The sequence below is a fragment of the Magnetospirillum sulfuroxidans genome (genome assembly GCF_018224925.1).
Taxonomy (GTDB): Bacteria; Pseudomonadota; Alphaproteobacteria; order Rhodospirillales; family Magnetospirillaceae; genus Magnetospirillum; species Magnetospirillum sulfuroxidans.
The window spans coordinates 12,629-31,999 of sequence record NZ_JAGTUF010000009.1 but is presented as its reverse complement, the minus strand read 5'-3'; the positions used below and the strand labels follow the sequence as shown (position 1 = coordinate 31,999).

Genomic DNA, 19,371 nt, shown 5'->3' with positions numbered 1-19,371 from the left:
GGAACACCATGCGAAAGCATGCTTAAGTGACTGTCATTACGGCTGTTCAGGTCTTTGTTCCTTACCATGAATGCGGTTCCGCCATCTGCCCCGATACCTGCCGCTGCGCCTGGGGCGCCGCGCCGCGCCGTAAACTTTTTTCGCCAGTTCATCGAACTTTCGGCGCCTTACTGGAATTCAGAGGAAAAGCTGAAAGTACGCGGCATGACCATGCTGCTGGTGGTGCTGACCGTGTGCCAGGTGGTGTCGCCGATCCTGATCAATCTGTGGAGCAAGCAATTGTTCAATGCGCTGGAGCAGCGCAATCTTGATCAGTTTTTCACCATGATCATGGCCTTGGCCGGGATCTTGGCCTTCGCCATGGCGGTGACCGCCACCCATATGGCGGTAAAGCGGCGCATTCAGGTGGGGTGGCGGCAATGGCTGACCCGGCGTCTGCTGGACAATTGGATGAGCGAAGGGCGCCATTATCAATTGTCGTATCTTCCGGGGGAGCACGACAATCCCGATGGCCGCATCGCCGAGGATATCCGCAACGCCACCGAATCGGCCATCGATCTGGCCCATTCGCTGCTGTACAGCTTTTTGCTGCTGGTCAGTTTCACCCAAATTCTGTGGACCTTGTCGGGGATCGTGCAGGTCAACATGTTTGGCGGCGTTTTCGATGTTCCCGGCCACATGGTGTTCATCTCGTTCGTCTATGCCGGCGCTGGCACCACCGCCGCCTTGCTGATCGGCCGGCCGCTGGTCAAGGCCGCCAACAAGCGCCAGACCAACGAGGCCAATTTCCGTTTTGGCTTGGTACGGGTGCGGGAAAATTCGGAATCCATCGCCTTGATGCATGGCGAGACCGATGAACGGCGCCGTTTGCGCAATCTGTTTACCGGCGTCATCACCGCCTGGGATCGTCAGACCTCGGCCTTGGCGCGGGTTTTCCTGTTTTCCAGCGGTTATTCGGTTCTGGCCACCGGCTTTCCCATTCTGATCACGGCGCCGCGTTATATCACCGGTTCCATCAGCCTGGGCGAGGTGATGCAGATTGCCCAGGCCTTTCAACAGATGACCGCCGCTTTATCCTGGCCGGTGGACAATCTGTCCAAGGCGGCGGAGTGGAAAGCCTCGGTCGAGCGGGTGCTGTCGCTGGAAAACGATCTGACCGCCCTCAAGCGGGACCTGGCCTGTATGGAAGATGGCCGCATCTGTCTGTCGCCGACCGATCATGCGCGCTTGGCTTTCCGTCACTTATGCATCGCCAATCCCGATGGCACCGTGGTCGTGCGGGGGCTGGACGCCGAGATCGAGCAAGGCGAAAAAGTCCTGATCTCCGGCGATTCTGGTGGTTCGGTCAAATTGTTCAAGGTGGTGGCCGGGTTGTGGCCGTGGGGGTCGGGCCGAGTTGATCTGCCGGCCGATGCCTCCATCGCCTTTTTGCCGGAACGGCCCTATACCCCCATCGGCTCGCTGCGTGGCGTGCTCAGTTACCCGTCCGACCCGGAAACCTATACGATCGAGCAATATTGCGCCGTCCTGCATCGCGTCGGCTTGGGCTATCTGGAGGCGCGCCTGCGCGAGCAGACGGCCTGGGAACAGATCCTGACGGCGGCGGAACAGCAGGTCATGGGCTTTGCCCGGCTGTTGCTGCGTCGGCCGGATTGGGTTTTTCTGGAACACGCCACCTCGTCGCTGTCGCCCAAGGTGGAAGAGGCGATGATGCATTTGCTGGAACTGGAATTGCCCGGCGCCACCGTGCTGACCATCGGCCATAACCCGGCACTGGACGCCTTTCATCAACGCAAACTGACTTTGGAGACGACCGCCAACGGCCCGGCCTTCCTGCGGGAGACCTCGCTGAAATCGGAAGATCGCCGCCGTCGGATGACGCCGCTGGATCTGCGCCATTGGCTGATCCATCCCTTGCGCCGCGCGGGCGAAAAACCGCGTGACTGACATGGAGGCGGGAGCCGAGCCTTGGCTGAAAATCGCGGCGGCACAAGTCAATGCCGGCGATTTGGTCAATGCCTGGAACAGCTACATGGCGGCGGTGCAGGCCGAATCGGGCAATGCCCAGGCATGGTTGGGGCTGGGGATGACGGCGCTGTTGCGGCGGCAATGGGAATTGTTCGAGCAAGTGGCCGACCGCCGGCAGCTTATGGCCGGCGATGGTTTCGCCTATTTCCACGACGTGCTGACGGTGATCGCCGGCTATGGCCTGCATTCGCTGATCGAGGAATTGGGCGCCCATCTGCCGGCTGATTCCGCCTATGCGCCGTCACAGCTTTATTACGCCGGTTGCGCCCGTCTGTTGGCTGGCGACGAGGATGGCGCCTTTGCCTTGTTTGGTCGCCTTAAACCGCTGCTGGCGGCACGCCGTCAGGATTTGCCCATCGGTCCCGAGGATCGTTTCAACGTCGCCTATCGCCAGGCGACGTTGATCGAGGACGGTGATTATCCCGATGGTCTGGACGATGGCCGGCTGGCCACCATCGCCCAATCCGTGCCGGCGATGTCCGAGGTCGGGCGCTGGAATCCCCAGGCCGAAGCCGGTTTCGTTTTGCTGGCGGCGTGCGATGGGCGTTACCTGGAACGCTTTGGCGCCGATTTCTTGCGTTCGGCCGACCAGATGGGAAGCGGCATGGCCGTGCATCTGCATGTGGTTGAACCGATGCCGACGGGGATGGAGCAGGTGGCGCAACAAGCCGCCCTGTGCCGCAACAGCGTCACCTTGACCCAAGAAGCGGCCAATCCCTGGCGCAGCGGCGCCTATTACGCCTCGGCCCGCTTTCTGGTTGCGGCCGAGGTCATGGCCGCCCATGGCGGCAGGCCGGTGATGATCACCGATATCGATATCCGCTTCCTGCGCCCGCCGTCCGAACTGGCCGAGGCGGCGCGGCCTTACGCATTCGCCTCGTTCGTTCATGACGGGGTGGGGCCGTGCTCACGCCTGCCGGCAGTGTGGACGTGGTTCCAGGGGGATGATGGCGTGGCCATGTTGGCGGCGCTGCGGCGGACGCTGTTGTCCAAGCTCGATATTGCCTGGCCGCATAATTGGATGCTGGATCAGGCGGCCTTGATGACCGCGCGGCGCTGGTTGCGGCGTCACCGCCCCGCTGCGGCGCGGGCCGAAATGAATACGGTCACCGGTCAGTTTTTTTTGCATTACCTGCAATGTCTGGGTGACGAGGATGACAAGGCGGCCTTGATCCGCGCCGCCGGACAGGGGTAAAAGCCGCCGGCCTTGGCTTTGGCTGTCGTCGCCCTAATCGTCGTCTTCGGGGTCCAGGTCCTTGGGGCGGATGACGTCGATCAGGCGGCAGGTGCCGGCATCGAGTTCCGGCCAATGCGGGGCCGGGGTTTCCAGAATGCTCAGGGTCCCGGTGGGATATTTCTGTTCCAGCTTTTTCATGGCGACGGCATCGCCGTGACCGTTGCTGAGGGCCAGCGCCAGCTTTTCCAGCCCCGGATTGTGACCGATCAGCAGCACCGATTGCAAATGACCGTCCAGGCGTTGCAGCCGGTGCAGCAAATCGCCGCGGCTGGCTTCGTACAATCCATCCTCGAAGCTGACCGGAACGCCTTCCAGGCTGCTTTCCAAGATGTCATAGGTGGCGCGGGTGCGGGTCGCCGCCGAGCACAAGATCATGTTGGGGCGGATGCCTTGTTCGCTCAGATATTTCCCCATACGGCGGGCGGCCTTGCGGCCTCGACCATTCAGGGGGCGTTGGAAATCGTCCATGGTGACGTCGTCCCAGCTGGATTTCGCATGGCGCAACAGATAGATGCGTTTCATTCAGGTGATCCCGTTTCACTGTGGCGGCGCCACTATGGCGCGTGTCGCCGTCGCTCAGGATGAAGCATCCGTGACAGCGCGCCAGGGGATCATGACAGGGAGCGGTTGAGGATATATAAAGGGTGTCCATTCAGATGGGAGAGACCCCCTTGACCACCGTGCAGGCCATCGACACCCCGACCATCGCCATGGATTCGAAAGACCGCTTCATCAATCGCGAGCTGTCGTGGTTGGCGTTCAATCTTCGGGTTATCGAAGAAGCGGTGAACCACCGCCATCCCTTGCTTGAGCGGCTGCGTTTCTTGTCCATCTCGGCGTCAAACCTGGATGAATTCTACATGGTGCGCGTCGCCGGCCTGAAGGGGCAGGTGGAAGCCGGGGTCATGACCACCTCGGAAGACGGTCTAACCCCGGCCCAGCAATTGGTCGCCATCAACGGTATGGCTTCGGAATTGCTGCGGGCGCAAAAGGATTGCTGGCGGTCGTTGCAGGTGGAATTGCGCGAGGTCGGCATCAGCGTGCTTGAACAAAACGAGCTGACCAAGGCGGATATGAAGTGGCTGGATTCGCGCTTCATGGAACACGTCTTTCCGGTGCTGACGCCCTTGGCCATTGATCCGGCCCATCCGTTCCCGTTCCTGCCCAATGCCGGCATCGCCCTGGTGCTGCACCTGTTCCGTCTTGATGACGGCGAGGTTCTGCGCGCCTTGGTGCCATTGCCGCCGCAATTGGAACGTTTTATCCGCCTGCCGGGCGAGGCCATTCGCTTCCTGCCGCTGGAAAAGCTGGTGCTGCTGTTCCTGGATCGGCTGTTCCCTGGCTTTCGCATGGAAGCAAACGGCTTGTTTCGCGTCATCCGCGATTCGGAAATGGATATCGATGAAGAGGCCGAGGATCTGGTCCGCGTGTTCGAAAGCGCGCTCAAGCGCCGTCGGCGCGGTCACGTCATTCGCCTGACCTTCAGCTCGGGGATTCCCGAGGAACTGAAGAATCTGGTGGTCGCCGAGATGCATGCGGTCGAAGGCGACGTCTATGAATTCGACGAGACGATCGGGCTGGTCGATACCAAGCAAATCATCGTCGATGAACGTCCCGATCTGCTGTTCCCTCCCTATAACGCCCGCTTCCCCGAACGGGTGCGCGATTTCGGCGGTGATTGCTTCGCCGCCATTCGCAAGAAGGACATCATCGTCCATCACCCGTTCGAAAGCTTCGACGTGGTGGTGCAGTTCCTGCGTCAGGCGGCGCGTGATCCCAATGTGGTGGCGATCAAGCAGACGCTGTACCGCACCTCGAAGGACAGCCCCATCGTCAAGGCGCTGATCGAGGCGGCCGAGGCGGGGAAATCGGTGACCTGCATGGTCGAGCTGAAAGCCCGTTTCGACGAGGAAGCCAATATCCGGTGGGCTCGCGATCTGGAAGCGGCCGGCGCCAACGTGGTGTTCGGCTTCATGGAGCTGAAGACCCACGCCAAGATTTCCCTGGTGGTGCGGCGCGAAGGCGGCGGGCTGGTGTCTTACGTCCATTACGGCACCGGCAATTATCATCCGATCACCGCCAAGGTTTACACCGATCTGTCGTTCTTCACGTGCGACGAGAATCTGACGCGGGACGCCAGCAAGGCCTTCAACTACATGACCGGCTACGCGGTGCCGGAAAAGATGGAAAAACTGGCCATCGCCCCCTTGTTCCTGAAAAAATCGCTGTTGGCCAATATCGACCGCGAAATTGAATTCGCCCAGTCCGGCAAGCCGGCGGCCATTTGGGGCAAGATGAATTCGCTGGTTGATCCCAAGCTGATCGATTCCTTGTATCGCGCATCCCAAGCCGGGGTGCAGGTCGATTTGGTTATTCGCGGCATCTGCTGTCTGCGTCCGGGCGTGCCGGGGCTATCGGACAATATCCGGGTCAAATCCATCGTCGGCCGTTTCCTGGAACACACCCGCGTGGTGGTGTTCGGCAATGGCAGCCGCTTGCCCAGCCGTCAGGCCAAGATCTATATCTCCTCGGCCGATTGGATGCAGCGCAATATGGATTGGCGGGTTGAAACCTTGGTGCCCATCGAGAACGCCACCGTGCATCGTCAGATTCTGGAACAGATCATGGTGGCCAATCTCAAGGACATGGCGCAAAGTTGGGTGCTGGGGGCCGATGGGGTTTATCGCCGGGTGTCGCCGGATGGTTCGGGGTTCTCGGCCCACACTTATTTCATGACCAATCCCAGCCTGTCTGGTCGGGGCAGCGCCGGCGAAAAGGTGCGGACGCCAAAGCTGTTGCTGGATTAAACCATGAAGATCAAGCGCCGCCAGGAACCCGTCGGCATCATTGATATCGGCTCTAATTCCATCCGTTTATGCGTCTATGACGGTGCCGCCCGCGTGCCGGTGCCGCTGTTCAACGAAAAGGCTGTCTGCGCCTTGGGCTGGGGGCTGGGGAAGACCGGCCAGCTTAATCCCGATGGCGTCGATGGGGCGCTGGCGGCGGTTGGCCGGTTTGTTGCCCTGTCGCGGGCGATGGAAGTCGAACGCCTGGATATTTTAGCGACGGCGGCGGTGCGCGATGCCAGCGATGGGGCCGATTTCGTCGCCGAGATCGAGGCCCGCTTCGATGTCGAGGTCAAGGTGCTGTCCGGGGGGCAGGAAGCCAAGGCGGCGGCCATGGGGGTGTTGTGCGGGACGCCCGATGCCGATGGCATCGTCGCCGATTTGGGCGGTGGTTCGCTGGAACTGGTCACCGTGCAAGATGGTGATTTTGGCGCCCACGTGACCATGCCGCTGGGGGTCCTGCGTCTGGCCGAGGCTTCGGGCGACGACCGGGCCAAGGCCGACGAGGTGATCTCCAAGCATCTGAAAGACGTGCCGTTCCTCGAGCAAGGGCGAGGGCGCAGCCTTTATGCCGTTGGCGGCGCCTGGCGGGCCATTGCCCGGATTTGTATCGCCCAGACTCACCATCCGCTGACGGTTCTGGACAATTTCGCCATCGACCCCAAAGAAGCCCTGCGCATCATTGATTTGATCGCCGGTCAAAGTAAGAAATCCCTGGAAAAGGTTCCGGGGGTATCAAAAAAGCGGGTGGGGAATTTGCCGCTGGCGGCGCTGTTGTTGGATCGGGTGATCCGCGCCTCCAACCCATCCAATCTGGTGTTTTCCATTTACGGCATGCGCGAAGGGCAGTTCTATCGCCGTCTGCCCGACCGGCTGCGCCAGCAAGATCCTTTGTTGTCGGTCTGTCGGCAAATGGCGCTGATGAATGCCCGTTTTCCCGAACATGGCGATGAACTGATGTCGTGGATGGCGCCGTTGTTTCCCGGTGAAACCATCCATGACGCCCGGTTGCGCCACGCCGCCTGTCTGGTGTCCGATATCTTTTGGAACGAGCACCCGGATTATCGGGCCGAGCAGGCCTTTCACCGCCTGCTGCGGTTGCCCTTCATGGGGGTGCCGCACCGTGACCGCGCCGCCATCGCCTATACGGTCTATCAGCGGTATCAGGGGGATGATGACGCATCATATGCGCAGATGGCCATTGGCCTGCTGGACGAAGCCGACCTCAAGCGTTGTCGGGTGACAGGGGTGGCGCTACGCCTGGCCCATACTCTGTCCGGCGGCGCGCCCAATCTGTTGAAGCAGACCCGGCTGTTGTTCGATGGCGGCGATGTCATCATCGAAGTGCCGGCCATTAATCCGGCCTTTGCCATCGATAACGACCGCACCTTCGACAAGCTGGCCAAGACGCTGGATTGCACCAATCTGGTGTTTCGGAAGATATAAGGGGGCGCTCTCAGGCGCCCCCCCATGGCCTTACTTGAGCTCAATCACGCTGATATTGAAGTTGTTGACGCAGGGTGTCTGCGGGCTAAAGGTAACTTCAATCGGCAAAACAGAGCCGGCGGCCTTGCAGCTTTGCAGGGTGATGCCGGACAGCGAAACATGGGCGCCTTGCATGTTGGGGCCGCCCATCCACCAATTATTGGTGGTGCCGAAATGGCCCTGAGCGACCAGGACGTCCTGACAGGTGATGGTTTTATCGCCAACGGTCATGGTTAAGGTGCCCTGGACGGCGAAATTCAACGCGTCGGGAAATGTCCCCTTGCTGTCGCAGGCCAGCGTCTGACCGGCGGCCACCTGGGTTTTGAACCAATTAGCAACGGAAGACGAGCCCTTGCGGCCGGCCTTGACCACGATGCGGGCTTGGGCGCCCGATTTGCTGACATTGGAGGTGGTGCCGCCATAGGGTTGGCCGCTGGTGATGGAATGGGCGGTTTCGCTAAATTGGAACTGGGTAACCCCGGCAATGGCGAAAAAAACTTCATTGTCGTGCTGGGTGGCGGCCAGAGCCGGGAGGGCGACGATGGCGGCGGCGGCGGCGGCGGCAGCGGTGGCAAACAGCATTTTCTTCGAAATCATGGCGAGTCTCCGTGCAATCATTGGTGCAAATGCACTCAGTGGCGATCGCTAATCATAGTTTTATATCGCCATCAGTAACAATAAATAGTTGCAGTAATCATCCTGCGTATGAGCACGCCAAGGGGGAGTCCGGGCAATTCGGGCGGTCATTTTCAGCGGAAAGGGGACCCCATATCCCGGCAGAGATCGCGGGATTTGGTCAGAGACCACGCGGCGCATGAACTGATTCGTTGGATCACGATCATTTCACGGCCGGCATTTCACGGCTGGTCTTAATCCATGTCAGCCATGGCTGGGGTGCACTGGGGCTCAACCGGCTCAACCGGTTCCAGCGGCGCCAGACGCAGGCGGCGGCCATCGGTGCAAAAGCCCAAGCCCAGGCGACCGTGCTTCAACGCCAGGGCATCGGCCCCGAACAGGTCGCGGCGCCAGCCTTGCAGGGCTTGAACATTGGCGTTGTCGTCGGCGGCAATGGCCTCGATATCGGCGGAATTGGCCACCAATTTGCTGGCGACGCCTTCGGCATCGCATTTCATTTTCAACAAAACCTTGAGCAGATCGACCACCGGGCCAAGGCCGCGCGGCAATTCCACCCGGTCGGGCGGCTTGGGAATCTGGTCTTCCGGCAAAGCGAGGCCGCGTTTGACCGCCTCCAAGATGGCGGTGCCCATGCGGCCTTCGACCATGCCTTTGCCCATGCCACGGGTGCGGGCCAATTCATCCACCGAAGCAGGGTGATGGGCGGCAATTTCCATCAAGGTTTCGTCGCGCAACATGCGTTGACGCGGAATGTCGCGTTCTTGCGCCTCGCGCTCGCGCCAAGCGGCCAGTTCCTTGAGCACGGCGAGGAATTTCGGGCTGCTGGAACGCGGCTTCAACCGCTTCCAGGCGTTTTCCGGGTCGGTGCGATAGGTGTCGGGACAGGCCAGTTCGGCCATTTCATCGACCAACCAGCCGATGCGACCGTTCTTTTCCATCTTGCGCACCAGCTTTTCATAAGCGACCCGCAGATGGGTGACGTCGGCCAGGGCGTATTGAATTTGCTTTTCCGTCAGCGGCCGCAGCGACCAATCGGTGAAACGCATGGATTTGTCGATGCGGGCTTTGGCCAATTGGCTGGCCAAGGTCTCGTATCCGACCGAATCGCCAAAGCCGCAGACCATGGCGGCGACTTGGGTGTCGAAGAGCGGAATCGGCACGGCGCCGGACAGGTGCAAGAAGATTTCCACGTCCTGGCGGGCGGCGTGGAAGACCTTCAAGACGTTGGGATTGGCCAGCAAGTCGAACAGCGGCGACAGATCCATCCCCGGTGCCAGCGGGTCAACGGCGCGCGCTTCATCCGGGCCGGCCAACTGCACCAGGCACAGTTGCGGATAATAGGTCTTCTCCCGCATGAATTCGGTGTCGACGGTGACGTAGGGGGCCGAGGAAAGACGCTGGCAAAAGGCGGCGAGTTCGGCGGTATCGGCGATCATGGGCATGGGGTGAAGTGATACACCCTTCAGCCTTTTTCGGCAAGGCTGGGCGTCGGCTTAATCCACTTTGAATGGAATGGGGAATGACGTGGCCAAAAGCAACCTAAGGTGATATCTTTGTGGAAAATGATTTGTAAAAGTCGTATTTTTCCCAGAGGTAATGTTCTGGGAGTGGTCATGCAATACAAATCTGTTCAACTGGCGGCGCTTGCCGTTGCTTTGACCGTATCCGTCTCCGCGTGCAGCCGGATCAAGGACAGCTACGAAGTCAATCCAGTCGTCATCGGGCCTGATGGCGCCCAAGAAGTTGATGGCAAGGTTGTTTTCAAGGCCTTTAATATCGAGACAGACACGTTGCCCGGCGGCAATTGTGGTTATGCCGTTGCCGCCGGCTCCGGCTCCGGCTCCGACGTCACGGCCGCCGCCGATGCTGCGGCATGTCGCAATCGTCTGATGGATCACTTGATCATGCTGTCGGATCAGCGTTGTGCCGCCCACAAGGCGGCCATCGAGGCTAATGCCGCCGGTTCGAATTTCGTTTTTTCCACCGTCACCACCTTGTTGGGGGGGGCGGGGGCCATCGTCACCGGGGCGGACGCCGCCCGGGCTTTGGCGGGCGCGGCGGGCGCAACCAGTGGCGTGCATGCCAATTGGAATGAAAGCATTTACCAAAAAAATGTCGCTGCCGCCATTGTTGGCAAAATCGACGATATGCGAAATTCATTGCGGCAAAAGATGATGGTGACGAGCAGCAATAAGGATGTCGTTTACAGCGTCGATGCCATGCTGGCCGATGTTTATCGCTATCATGACGCTTGTTCATTTTACTCTGGCATTATGAATCTCGCTCGTAATGATACCGCACCGACAACGGCGGATGCTTTACGTGGTCGGATTGATGGCTTGCGGTCTCAGATTAAGGCAAATGATGATCTGGCGAACAAATCGCCCGCCGCGGCGACAGCCTTGACGTCGACCAACAATGCCTTGTTGAAGAGTTTGAACCATTTGACGATCCAGCTTGGCGTGGTCGAATCGCGCTCGGGTTCGGTGCCGTCGGCGGCCGAGGGCAGTCCAACATCTGAAACGGCTAAAACCAAGTAACCGCTTTCCATCTTGACAACACCCCGGTGGCATGTGTCTTTTCCCGTTTCTCGCGCACCCACCGGGGATCGTTTTGACCATGCATCAGTATCGCACGCACACCTGCGGCCAGCTTCGCGCCAGCGATTCCGGCACCACCGCCCGCCTGTCCGGTTGGGTCCATCGCAAGCGTGACCATGGCAACCTGCTGTTCGTCGATTTGCGCGATCACTATGGTTTGACCCAATGCGTCATCGACATTTCCAGCGCCGTATTCGCCACCTTGGAAAAGGCGCGGCCGGAAAGTGTCATCACCGTCACCGGCAAGGTGGTCAGCCGGAGCGGCGACACCATCAATGCGCGCCTGCCCACGGGCGAGATCGAATTGCAGGTGGCCGAGATCGAGATTCAGTCCATCGCCGACGTGCTGCCCATTCAGGTGGCCGGCGATCAGGAATACCCCGAGGATATGCGGCTCAAGTATCGCTTCCTTGATCTGCGTCGCGAAGACGTGCACGCCAACATGATGCTGCGCTCGCAGGTCATCGCCTATTTGCGCAAGTCCATGCTGGACCAGGGCTTCACCGAATTCCAGACCCCGATCCTGACCGCGTCGTCGCCGGAAGGCGCCCGCGATTATCTGGTGCCGGCGCGTCTGCATCCCGGCAAGTTCTACGCTTTGCCGCAGGCGCCGCAGCAATTCAAGCAATTGTTGATGGTCGCCGGTTTCGACAAATACTTTCAGATCGCGCCGTGCTTCCGCGACGAAGCCGGCCGTGCCGATCGTTCGCCGGGCGAATTCTACCAGCTCGATTTCGAGATGAGCTACGTCACCCAAGACGATGTCTTCGCCGCCATTGAACCGGTGCTCGAAGGCGTGTTCAAGCAATTCGGCAAGGGTCGCAAGGTGACGCCGGCGCCGTTCCCGCGCATTCCGTATGCCGAATCCATGCTGAAATACGGTTCGGACAAGCCCGATCTGCGCAACCCCATCGAGATCGCCGACGTGACCGAGCCGTTCCGCGGATCGGGCTTCGGCCTGTTCGCCAAGCTGGTGGACAAGGGCGCGGTGGTCCGTGCCATCCCGGCCCCTGGCGCCGCCAATCAGCCGCGCTCGTGGTTCGACAAGTTGAACGAATGGGCGCGTGAGAACGGTGCCGGCGGTCTGGGCTATATCCAGTTCGCCGCCGATGGCGCCAAGGGCCCCATCGCCAAGAACCTGGAGCCCGAACGGATTGCCGCCATCAAGCACGCCGCCAAGCTCAATGACGGCGACGCCGTGTTCTTCGCCTGCGACAAGGAATTGCCGGCGGCCAAGTTTGCCGGCTTGGTCCGCACCAAGGTCGGCAACGATCTGGACCTGTTGGAAAAAGACGTGTTCAAGTTCTGCTGGACCGTCGATTTCCCCATGTACGAAATGAACGAGGAAACCGGCCAGATCGATTTCAGCCACAACCCGTTCTCCATGCCCCAAGGCGGCATGGACGCGTTGGAAAACCAGGACCCGCTGACCATCAACGCCTATCAGTACGACATCATCTGCAACGGCGTCGAACTGTCGTCGGGGGCTATCCGCAACCACCGCGCCGATATCATGATCAAGGCTTTCGGCATTGCCGGTTATGGCCCGGAAGTGGTGGAAGAAAAGTTCGGCGGCATGTTGAACGCCTTCCGCTATGGCGCGCCGCCGCATGGTGGTTCGGCTCCCGGCGTTGATCGTATCGTCATGCTGCTGGCCGATCAGCCCAATATCCGCGAGGTCATTTTGTTCCCCATGAACCAGCAGGCTCAAGACCTGCTGATGGGGGCGCCGGCCGAGGTGGAAGCCTTGCGCTGGAAGGAATTGCACATCAAGCCCGACCTGCCCAAGCCGAAAAAAGAAGGCTGAGGCGCAAAAGAAGGGGCCGGACGATCACTCGTCCGGCCCTTCAAGTTTTCGGTTCTTGGGAGACATCCTCCCCCGTTGCCGGGGGATCGCCCGGTGCCGTGAACCAGACGGCGCTGGGGTCATCCGAGGGCGCGGGCCACCTTTGAACCGGTGGGGCGGCCGATGGCGTCGCAAATATAGGCGCCGGCTTCGATCAGCTTGGGCAGGTCGATGCCGGTGTCGATATCCATGCCGTGCAGCATGTAGACCACGTCTTCGCTGGCGACGTTGCCGGCGGCGCCCTTGGCATAGGGGCAACCGCCCAATCCGGCCACCGACGAATCGATAACGGCAATGCCGCGTTCCAACACCGCCAAGATATTGGCCAGGGCTTGGCCATAGGTGTCGTGGAAATGCGCCGCCAGCATGGAAATCGGCAGATGGGCGGCGACCGCGTCGAGCATGGCTTGCGCCTTCAACGGCGTGCCGACGCCGACCGTATCGCCAAGCGAGATTTCATAACAGCCCATGTCGGCCAGTCTTTTCGCCACTTGCGCCACGGCGGCGGGGGCGATGGCGCCTTCATAGGGGCAGCCCAGCACGCAAGAGACATAGCCGCGCACCTTGACGCCCTCGGCAAGGGCGCGGGTGATGACGGGGGCGAAGCGGTCCAGGCTGTCGGCGATGGAACAGTTGATGTTCTTTTGCGAAAAGCTTTCCGAGGCGGCGCCGAATACCGCCACTTCGCGGGCGCCGGCGGCCAAGGCGGCTTCCAGCCCCTGAAGGTTGGGGGTCAGCACCGGATAGATCACGCCCGGCTTTTGGACGATGCCGGCCAGGACCTCGGCGCTGGCGGCCATCTGCGGCACCCATTTGGGACTGACGAAGCTGCCCGATTCGATCACCGGCAGGCCGGCGGCGCTCAGGCGGTCGATCAGGCCGATCTTGGTTGCCAGCGCGACCGGCTTGGCTTCGTTCTGCAAGCCGTCGCGGGGGCCGACCTCGACCATTTTGACGTAAGACGGCAGGGTCATTTGTCTTCCGCCGCTTCGAAGGTAACCAATTGCGCCCCGTCCGAGACCTGATCGCTGGCCGCGAACAGAACCTCTTTGACGATGCCGTCGGTGGGGGCCTTGATGGAATGTTCCATCTTCATGGCCTCGACCACCATCAGCACTTGGCCTTTTTCCACCGCGTCGCCGGCACGCACCAAAACCTGCACCACCGTGCCGGTCATCGGCGCGGTCAAGCTGCCGCCGGCATCGGCGTCCTGATCGGCGGCCTTGGCCGAGGGATCGTCCAGTTTCAGCTTCCAGGCATTGCCGGCTTCCAAAACGGTGATGTCAAAGCCCAAGATGACCACGGTGGCCGATTTGCGTTCGCCATTGATTTCGGCGGTGACGGTGCGGCCTTGGCGGCTGGCGCCGCGTACCACGCATTGACCGTCGGGCATATCCATGTCCCAGCCAAGGCGGCGGAAATGGACGGTGACAAGACGCAAGATCTCGTTGTCGATCAGGCGGAAATCATGGTGGTTGTCGTCATTCATCCGCCAACCATTGGTCAGCCGCCAGGGGGAATGGGGGTCGTCGCGACGGGCCGGCGCGGCTTCGCGGTCCATCAACAAGGCGGCGGCGGCGAAGGCCAAGGCATTGCTGGGCACGGCCTGCGCCGGTTTCAGCAGGTCGTCGCGGTGACGGCCGATGAAACCGGTATCGACCTGAAAGGCGGCAAAGGCCGGGTGACCGGCGATGGCCGACAGAAAGGCGACATTGGTGGTCATGCCGGCGATTTCATAATCGGCCAAGGCCCGCCGCATTCGCCGCAAGGCGCGGTCGCGGTCTTCGTCCCAGACGATCAGCTTGGCGATCATCGGATCGTAATAGGCGGTGACCGCGTCGCCCTGGCGCACGCCGGTATCGACGCGGACATGGGCGTTGGTGGCGGGGGGCTGCAAATGCACCAAGGTGCCGGTGGCCGGCAGGAAGTCGCGATCGGCATCCTCGGCATAGATGCGGGCCTCGAAAGCGTGTCCGCGACGGACCAATTCATGCTGGCCCAGGGGCAGCGGCCGGCCGGAAGCGACCAACAATTGCCATTCGACCAGATCCTGGCCGGTGATCATTTCGGTGACCGGATGTTCGACCTGAAGGCGGGTGTTCATCTCGATAAAGAAGAACTGACCATCCTCGTACAGGAATTCCACCGTGCCGGCGCCGACATAGTTCACCGCCTTGGCGGCGGCGACCGCCGCTTCGCCCATGGCCTGGCGGATTTCGTCGGCCAGCATGGGGGCGGGGGCTTCTTCGATGACTTTTTGATGGCGGCGTTGAACCGAGCAATCGCGCTCGAACAGATAGACGCCATTGCCGAAGCAATCGCAGAAGATCTGGATTTCAACGTGGCGGGGGTGATCCAGGTACCGTTCCAGCAACAGCGAATCGTCGCCAAACGCCGCCTTGGCTTCGCGCTTGGCTCCGGCGATGGCGTCAAGCAATTCGGATTGCTGGCGCACCACCCGCATGCCCTTGCCACCGCCGCCGGCGCTGGCCTTGACCAGGACCGGATAGCCCATGGCGTTGGCGGCGCCGACCAGTTCGCTCTCGGATTGGCCTTGGCCGTGATAGCCCGGCACCAGCGGCACCCCGGCCGCTTCCATCAGCCGCTTCGATTCGGCCTTCGAGCCCATGGCGCGGATGGCCGGGGCCGGCGGTCCCATGAAGATGATGCCGGCGGCGGCGCAGGCTTCGGAGAAATCGGCGTTTTCCGACAAAAAGCCATAACCAGGGTGGATGGCTTGGGCATTGGTCCGCTTGGCCGCGTCGATGATCAGGTCGGCCTTGAGGTAACTTTCCGCCGCGGGGGCCGGACCGATCAGCACCGCTTCGTCGGCCATGGCCACATGCATGGCATTGGCGTCGGCTTCGGAATAGACGGCGACGGTGCGGATGCCCAGGCGTTGGGCGGTGCGCATGACCCGGCAGGCGATTTCGCCGCGATTGGCGATCAGAATTTTGTCAAACATCGTCTTTTCCTTCTGCCCCTCAGTCGCCGGGCGCACGCGTTCCGCGTGCTTGGCTCGCGCTCGCATCAGCTCGCGGGCCCTCAATGGGCCAGTCCCTCGCTTCACTCGCTCCGATCCAGCCGGCTTTGCGCTTTTCTAAGAAGGCCCGCACGCCCTCGCGTCCCTCGTCCGAGGCCCGGATGGAGGCGATGCGTTCGGCCGTCCAGGCGCGCAGATCGTCGTTGAGTTCTTGTTCGGTGGCGCGAACGGCCAGTTCCTTGGCCGCCGCCATGGCGATGGGGCCGTTGGCGGACAGCGCCTTGATCCAGCGGTCGCGCACCGCCTCCAAGTGCTCCGCCGGCACCACTTCGGAGACCAGGCCCAGCACGGCGGCCTTGGCGGCGCTGAAGGTCTCGGCGGTTTGGAAATAGCGGCGGGCGGCGCGGCCGCCGATGGCGCGAACCACGTAAGGGCTGATGACGGCGGGGATCAGGCCCAGCTTGACTTCCGACAGACAGAAACTGGCCGTTTCGGCGCTGACCACCATGTCACAGCACGCGGCCAACCCGACGCCGCCGCCATAGGCCGGCCCCTGAACCACGCCGATCACCGGCTTGGGGCTGGAATCGATGACCGCCATCAATCCGGCCAAGGCTTGGGAATCGGCCAGGTTCTGGGCGTGATCGTATTCGGCCATACGCCGCATCCAATTCAGGTCGGCCCCGGCGGAAAAGCTTTTGCCGGTGCTGTCCAAGACGATGACGCGGGTGGCGGGGTCGGTGGCGGCGGCTTTGAACGCCGCCGTCAATTCGCCGATCAGGATGTCGTCAAAGGCGTTGTGGCGGTCCGCCCGGTTCATGGTGATGAAGCGGGTGGGGCCATCTTGGCGGATGATCAGGGCTTCGCTCATGGCCATCACATCCTGAACACGCCGAATTTGGTCGGCTTGATCGGGGCGTTGAGCGACGCTGAAATCCCCAACCCCAGCACCGTGCGGGTGTCGGCGGGATCGATCAGGCCGTCATCCCACAGCCGGGCGCCGGCGTAATAGGGGTGGCCCTGGGTTTCGTATTGGGCGCGGATGGGCGATTTGAAGGCTTCCATTTCGGTCGGATCCCATTCTTCGCCCTTGGCGGCCATGGAATCTTTCTTGATCTGGGCCAGGACGCCGGCCGCCTGTTCGCCGCCCATGACCGAGATGCGGCCGGTCGGCCACATCCACAGCATGCGCGGCTGAAAGGCGCGGCCGCACATGCCGTAATTGCCGGCGCCGAACGAGCCGCCGATCAGCACGGTGAATTTGGGCACGTTGGCGCAGGCCACCGCGGTGACCATCTTGGCGCCATCCTTGGCGATCCCGCCCGATTCGTACTTCTTGCCGACCATGAAGCCGGTGATGTTTTGCAAGAACACCAAGGGAATGCCGCGCTGGGCGCATAATTCGACGAAATGAGCCCCCTTTTGCGCCGATTCGGAAAACAAGATGCCGTTATTGGCGACAATGCCCACGGGGTAGCCCCAAATGCGGGCGAAGCCGCACACCAGGGTGGCGCCATAGAATTGCTTGAACTCGTCGAAGCGCGAGCCGTCGACGATGCGGGCGATCACTTCGCGCACGTCATAGGGCTTGCGCGGGTCGGCGGGGATGATGCCGTAAATTTCCTTGGGGTCGTAACGCGGCTCTTCCGGCGTGGCGATATCCAAGGATACCGGCTTGGAGCGGTTCAGATTGCCGATGATGCGGCGGGCAATGGCCAGGGCATGGCCATCGTCAAGGGCGTAATGATCGGTGACGCCCGAGGTGCGGCAATGGACGTCGGCGCCGCCCAATTCCTCGGCGGTGACGATCTCGCCGGTGGCGGCCTTGACCAGCGGCGGGCCGCCCAGGAAAATGGTTCCCTGGTTCTTGACGATGATCGATTCGTCGCTCATCGCCGGGATATAGGCGCCGCCGGCGGTGCATGAACCATGCACCACCGAGATTTGCGGGATACCGTCCGCCGACATCTGCGCCTGGTTATAGAAAATGCGGCCGAAATGTTCCTTGTCGGGGAAGACCTCGTCTTGCTGCGGCAAGTTGGCGCCGCCGGATTCGACCAGATAGACGCAGGGCAGGTTGTTCTCGCGGGCGATTTCCTGGGCGCGCAGGTGCTTTTTCACCGTCATCGGGTAGTACGATCCCCCTTTCACGGTGGGATCGTTGGCGACGATCATACATTCCTGGCCTTGGATCGCGCCGATGCCGGTGATGATGCCGGCGGCGGCGATATCGCCGGAATACATGCCGTGGGCGGCCAGTTGCGACAGTTCCAGGAAGGGCGAACCGACGTCGAGCAGGCGGCGGATGCGTTCGCGCGCCAGCAGCTTGCCGCGGGCTTCGTGGCGGTCGCTGGCGACCTTGCCGCCGCCCTGCTTGATCCCGGCCACCACCGCGCGCATGTCGTCGATGACCTGGGTGGTGGCGGCGGCGTTGGCGCGGAATTCGTCCGAGCGGGGGTTGATGGCGCTTTTGATGACGGACATTACTTGGTCTCTTCGAACAGTTCGCGGCCGATCAGCATGCGGCGGATTTCGCTGGTGCCGGCGCCGATTTCGTACAGCTTGGCGTCGCGCAGCAAGCGCCCGGTGGCGTATTCATTGATATAGCCGTTGCCGCCCAGGGTCTGGATGGCTTCCAGCGCCATCCAGGTGGCCTTTTCAGCGGTGTACAAGATGACGCCGGCGGCGTCCTTGCGGCTGGTTTCGCCACGGGTGCAGGCCTTGGCTACCGCATAGGCGTAAGCGCGGCAGGCGTTCATGGTGGTGTACATGTCGGCGAGCTTGCCCTGCATCAACTGGAAGGTGCCGATGGCTTGGCCGAACTGGGTGCGTTCGTGGACATAAGGAACGACGATGTCCATGCAGGCGCGCATGATGCCGATGGGGCCGCCGGCCAACACGGCGCGTTCGTAATCCAAGCCGCTCATCAGCACGTTGACGCCCTTGCCGACCGTGCCCAGCACGTTTTCTTCCGGCACTTCGCAATCTTGAAACACCAACTCGCCGGTGTTGGAGCCGCGCATGCCCAGCTTGTCCAGCTTCTGCGCCACCGAAAAGCCCTTGAAATCCTTTTCGATGATGAAGGTGGTGATGCCCTTGGGGCCGGCATTGATATCGGTCTTGGCATAGACCACCAAGGTGTCGGCGTCGGGACCGTTGGTGATCCACATCTTGGTGCCGTTCAGGATATAGCGGTCACCCTTTTTCTCGGCCTTAAGCTTCATCGACACCACGTCGGAACCGGCATTGGGTTCGGACATGGCCAGGGCGCCGATATGATCGCCGGAAATCAGCTTGGGCAGGTATTTGCGCTTTTGCGCCTCGCTGCCGTTGCGGCGGATCTGGTTGACGCACAAATTGGAATGGGCGCCATAGGACAGGCCGACCGAAGCCGAGGCGCGGCTGATTTCCTCCATGGCGATGACGTGTTCCAAATAGGTCATGCCGGCGCCGCCGTATTCTTCCTCGACCGTCAGGCCCAGCAGGCCCATGTCGCCCATCTTCTTCCACAGGTGATTGGGGAATTCGTTGCTGTGGTCGATTTCGGCGGCCAAGGGGGCGATCTCGGCGGCGGCGAAGGCGGCGATCTGATCGCGCATCATGTCGGCGGTTTCGCCCAGGTCGAAATTCATGGTGGCATTGAACATCGGACGGCTCCCGGTCAGGTCTTCTTGTCTAAAAACGAACATACGTTTTTTTAATCGGAGTGC

Annotated in this window: 14 protein-coding genes; 6 read left to right on the top strand and 8 right to left on the bottom strand. The window is 61.4% G+C overall.

Annotated elements, in window-relative coordinates:
• The first annotated feature begins 66 nt into the window (after positions 1–66).
• Together KEC16_RS10820 and KEC16_RS10815 are read left to right on the top strand one after the other, a co-directional pair.
• The gene (locus KEC16_RS10820) at positions 67–1,947 is read left to right on the top strand and encodes an ABC transporter ATP-binding protein/permease (RefSeq protein WP_428846057.1); all 1,881 of its coding nucleotides are present in this window, start codon (positions 67–69) and stop codon (positions 1,945–1,947) included.
• Complete coding sequence (locus tag KEC16_RS10815; RefSeq protein ID WP_211548726.1) at positions 1,940–3,223, top strand: hypothetical protein; 1,284 nt, start codon at positions 1,940–1,942, stop codon at positions 3,221–3,223. The genes KEC16_RS10820 and KEC16_RS10815 overlap by 8 nt, the downstream gene beginning before the upstream one ends.
• Positions 3,224–3,256: 33 nt before the next feature.
• On the opposite strand, the gene KEC16_RS10810 is transcribed toward KEC16_RS10815, so the two are convergent.
• The gene (locus KEC16_RS10810; RefSeq protein WP_211548724.1) at positions 3,257–3,787 is read right to left on the bottom strand and encodes a SixA phosphatase family protein; all 531 of its coding nucleotides are present in this window, start codon (positions 3,785–3,787) and stop codon (positions 3,257–3,259) included.
• Positions 3,788–3,921: 134 nt separating this feature from the next.
• On the opposite strand from KEC16_RS10810, the gene KEC16_RS10805 reads away from it, so the two are divergent.
• Complete coding sequence (locus tag KEC16_RS10805; protein WP_211548722.1) at positions 3,922–6,072, top strand: RNA degradosome polyphosphate kinase; 2,151 nt, start codon at positions 3,922–3,924, stop codon at positions 6,070–6,072.
• Between the two features lie 3 nt (positions 6,073–6,075).
• Positions 6,076–7,557: a Ppx/GppA family phosphatase gene (locus KEC16_RS10800; RefSeq protein WP_211548720.1), complete on the top strand. Its 1,482-nt coding sequence runs from the start codon at positions 6,076–6,078 to the stop codon at positions 7,555–7,557.
• A gap of 30 nt (positions 7,558–7,587) precedes the next feature.
• On the opposite strand, the gene KEC16_RS10795 is transcribed toward KEC16_RS10800, so the two are convergent.
• Both KEC16_RS10795 and rnd read right to left on the bottom strand, forming a co-directional pair.
• Positions 7,588–8,193, bottom strand: a complete 606-nt coding sequence (locus KEC16_RS10795; RefSeq protein WP_211548718.1) for a hypothetical protein — start codon at positions 8,191–8,193, stop codon at positions 7,588–7,590.
• A 272-nt stretch (positions 8,194–8,465) separates the two neighbouring features.
• Positions 8,466–9,674: a ribonuclease D gene (gene rnd / locus KEC16_RS10790; protein ID WP_211548716.1), complete on the bottom strand. Its 1,209-nt coding sequence runs from the start codon at positions 9,672–9,674 to the stop codon at positions 8,466–8,468.
• A gap of 171 nt (positions 9,675–9,845) precedes the next feature.
• On the opposite strand from rnd, the gene KEC16_RS10785 reads away from it, so the two are divergent.
• Positions 9,846–10,772, top strand: coding sequence for a hypothetical protein (locus tag KEC16_RS10785; RefSeq protein ID WP_211548714.1), 927 nt, complete (start codon positions 9,846–9,848; stop codon positions 10,770–10,772).
• 79 nt (positions 10,773–10,851) lie between these two features.
• Positions 10,852–12,639 carry an aspartate--tRNA ligase gene (aspS, locus tag KEC16_RS10780; protein ID WP_211548712.1) on the top strand — a complete coding sequence of 596 codons (1,788 nt, stop codon included), beginning with the start codon at positions 10,852–10,854 and terminating at the stop codon, positions 12,637–12,639.
• A 119-nt stretch (positions 12,640–12,758) separates the two neighbouring features.
• Here aspS and KEC16_RS10775 read toward each other — a convergent pair whose 3' ends face one another.
• Genes KEC16_RS10775 through KEC16_RS10755 form a run of 5 tightly spaced genes read right to left on the bottom strand, consistent with a single transcriptional unit; the run spans position 12,759 to position 19,308 of the window.
• Positions 12,759–13,652 carry a hydroxymethylglutaryl-CoA lyase gene (locus KEC16_RS10775; RefSeq protein ID WP_211548710.1) on the bottom strand — a complete coding sequence of 298 codons (894 nt, stop codon included), beginning with the start codon at positions 13,650–13,652 and terminating at the stop codon, positions 12,759–12,761.
• Positions 13,649–15,643 carry an acetyl-CoA carboxylase biotin carboxylase subunit gene (locus KEC16_RS10770; RefSeq protein WP_211548708.1) on the bottom strand — a complete coding sequence of 665 codons (1,995 nt, stop codon included), beginning with the start codon at positions 15,641–15,643 and terminating at the stop codon, positions 13,649–13,651. Before KEC16_RS10770 ends, KEC16_RS10775 begins: the two co-directional genes overlap by 4 nt.
• A 19-nt stretch (positions 15,644–15,662) precedes the next feature.
• Entirely contained in the window at positions 15,663–16,532 is an 870-nt protein-coding gene (locus KEC16_RS10765) for an enoyl-CoA hydratase/isomerase family protein (RefSeq protein ID WP_211548706.1), read from the bottom strand.
• A 5-nt stretch (positions 16,533–16,537) separates the two neighbouring features.
• Positions 16,538–18,145, bottom strand: a complete 1,608-nt coding sequence (locus KEC16_RS10760; protein WP_211548704.1) for a carboxyl transferase domain-containing protein — start codon at positions 18,143–18,145, stop codon at positions 16,538–16,540.
• A complete protein-coding gene (locus KEC16_RS10755) occupies positions 18,145–19,308 on the bottom strand; it encodes an isovaleryl-CoA dehydrogenase (protein ID WP_211548702.1) in 1,164 nt (387 codons plus the stop codon). The genes KEC16_RS10760 and KEC16_RS10755 overlap by 1 nt, the downstream gene beginning before the upstream one ends.
• Between the last annotated feature and the right edge of the window lie 63 nt (positions 19,309–19,371).

Excerpts from the sequence above, each read along its gene's own strand:
- KEC16_RS10820 (WP_428846057.1), top strand. The coding sequence starts at position 67 with ATGAATGCGGTTCCGCCATCTGCCCCGATACCTGCCGCTGCGCCTGGG.
- KEC16_RS10810 (WP_211548724.1), bottom strand. The coding sequence starts at position 3,787 with ATGAAACGCATCTATCTGTTGCGCCATGCGAAATCCAGCTGGGACGAC.
- KEC16_RS10805 (WP_211548722.1), top strand. The coding sequence starts at position 3,922 with ATGGGAGAGACCCCCTTGACCACCGTGCAGGCCATCGACACCCCGACC.
- KEC16_RS10800 (WP_211548720.1), top strand. The coding sequence starts at position 6,076 with ATGAAGATCAAGCGCCGCCAGGAACCCGTCGGCATCATTGATATCGGC.
- KEC16_RS10795 (WP_211548718.1), bottom strand. The coding sequence starts at position 8,193 with ATGATTTCGAAGAAAATGCTGTTTGCCACCGCTGCCGCCGCCGCCGCC.
- rnd (WP_211548716.1), bottom strand. The coding sequence starts at position 9,674 with ATGCCCATGATCGCCGATACCGCCGAACTCGCCGCCTTTTGCCAGCGT.
- KEC16_RS10785 (WP_211548714.1), top strand. The coding sequence starts at position 9,846 with ATGCAATACAAATCTGTTCAACTGGCGGCGCTTGCCGTTGCTTTGACC.
- aspS (WP_211548712.1), top strand. The coding sequence starts at position 10,852 with ATGCATCAGTATCGCACGCACACCTGCGGCCAGCTTCGCGCCAGCGAT.
- KEC16_RS10775 (WP_211548710.1), bottom strand. The coding sequence starts at position 13,652 with ATGACCCTGCCGTCTTACGTCAAAATGGTCGAGGTCGGCCCCCGCGAC.
- KEC16_RS10770 (WP_211548708.1), bottom strand. The coding sequence starts at position 15,643 with ATGTTTGACAAAATTCTGATCGCCAATCGCGGCGAAATCGCCTGCCGG.
- KEC16_RS10765 (WP_211548706.1), bottom strand. The coding sequence starts at position 16,532 with ATGAGCGAAGCCCTGATCATCCGCCAAGATGGCCCCACCCGCTTCATC.
- KEC16_RS10760 (WP_211548704.1), bottom strand. The coding sequence starts at position 18,145 with ATGTCCGTCATCAAAAGCGCCATCAACCCCCGCTCGGACGAATTCCGC.
- KEC16_RS10755 (WP_211548702.1), bottom strand. The coding sequence starts at position 19,308 with ATGTTCAATGCCACCATGAATTTCGACCTGGGCGAAACCGCCGACATG.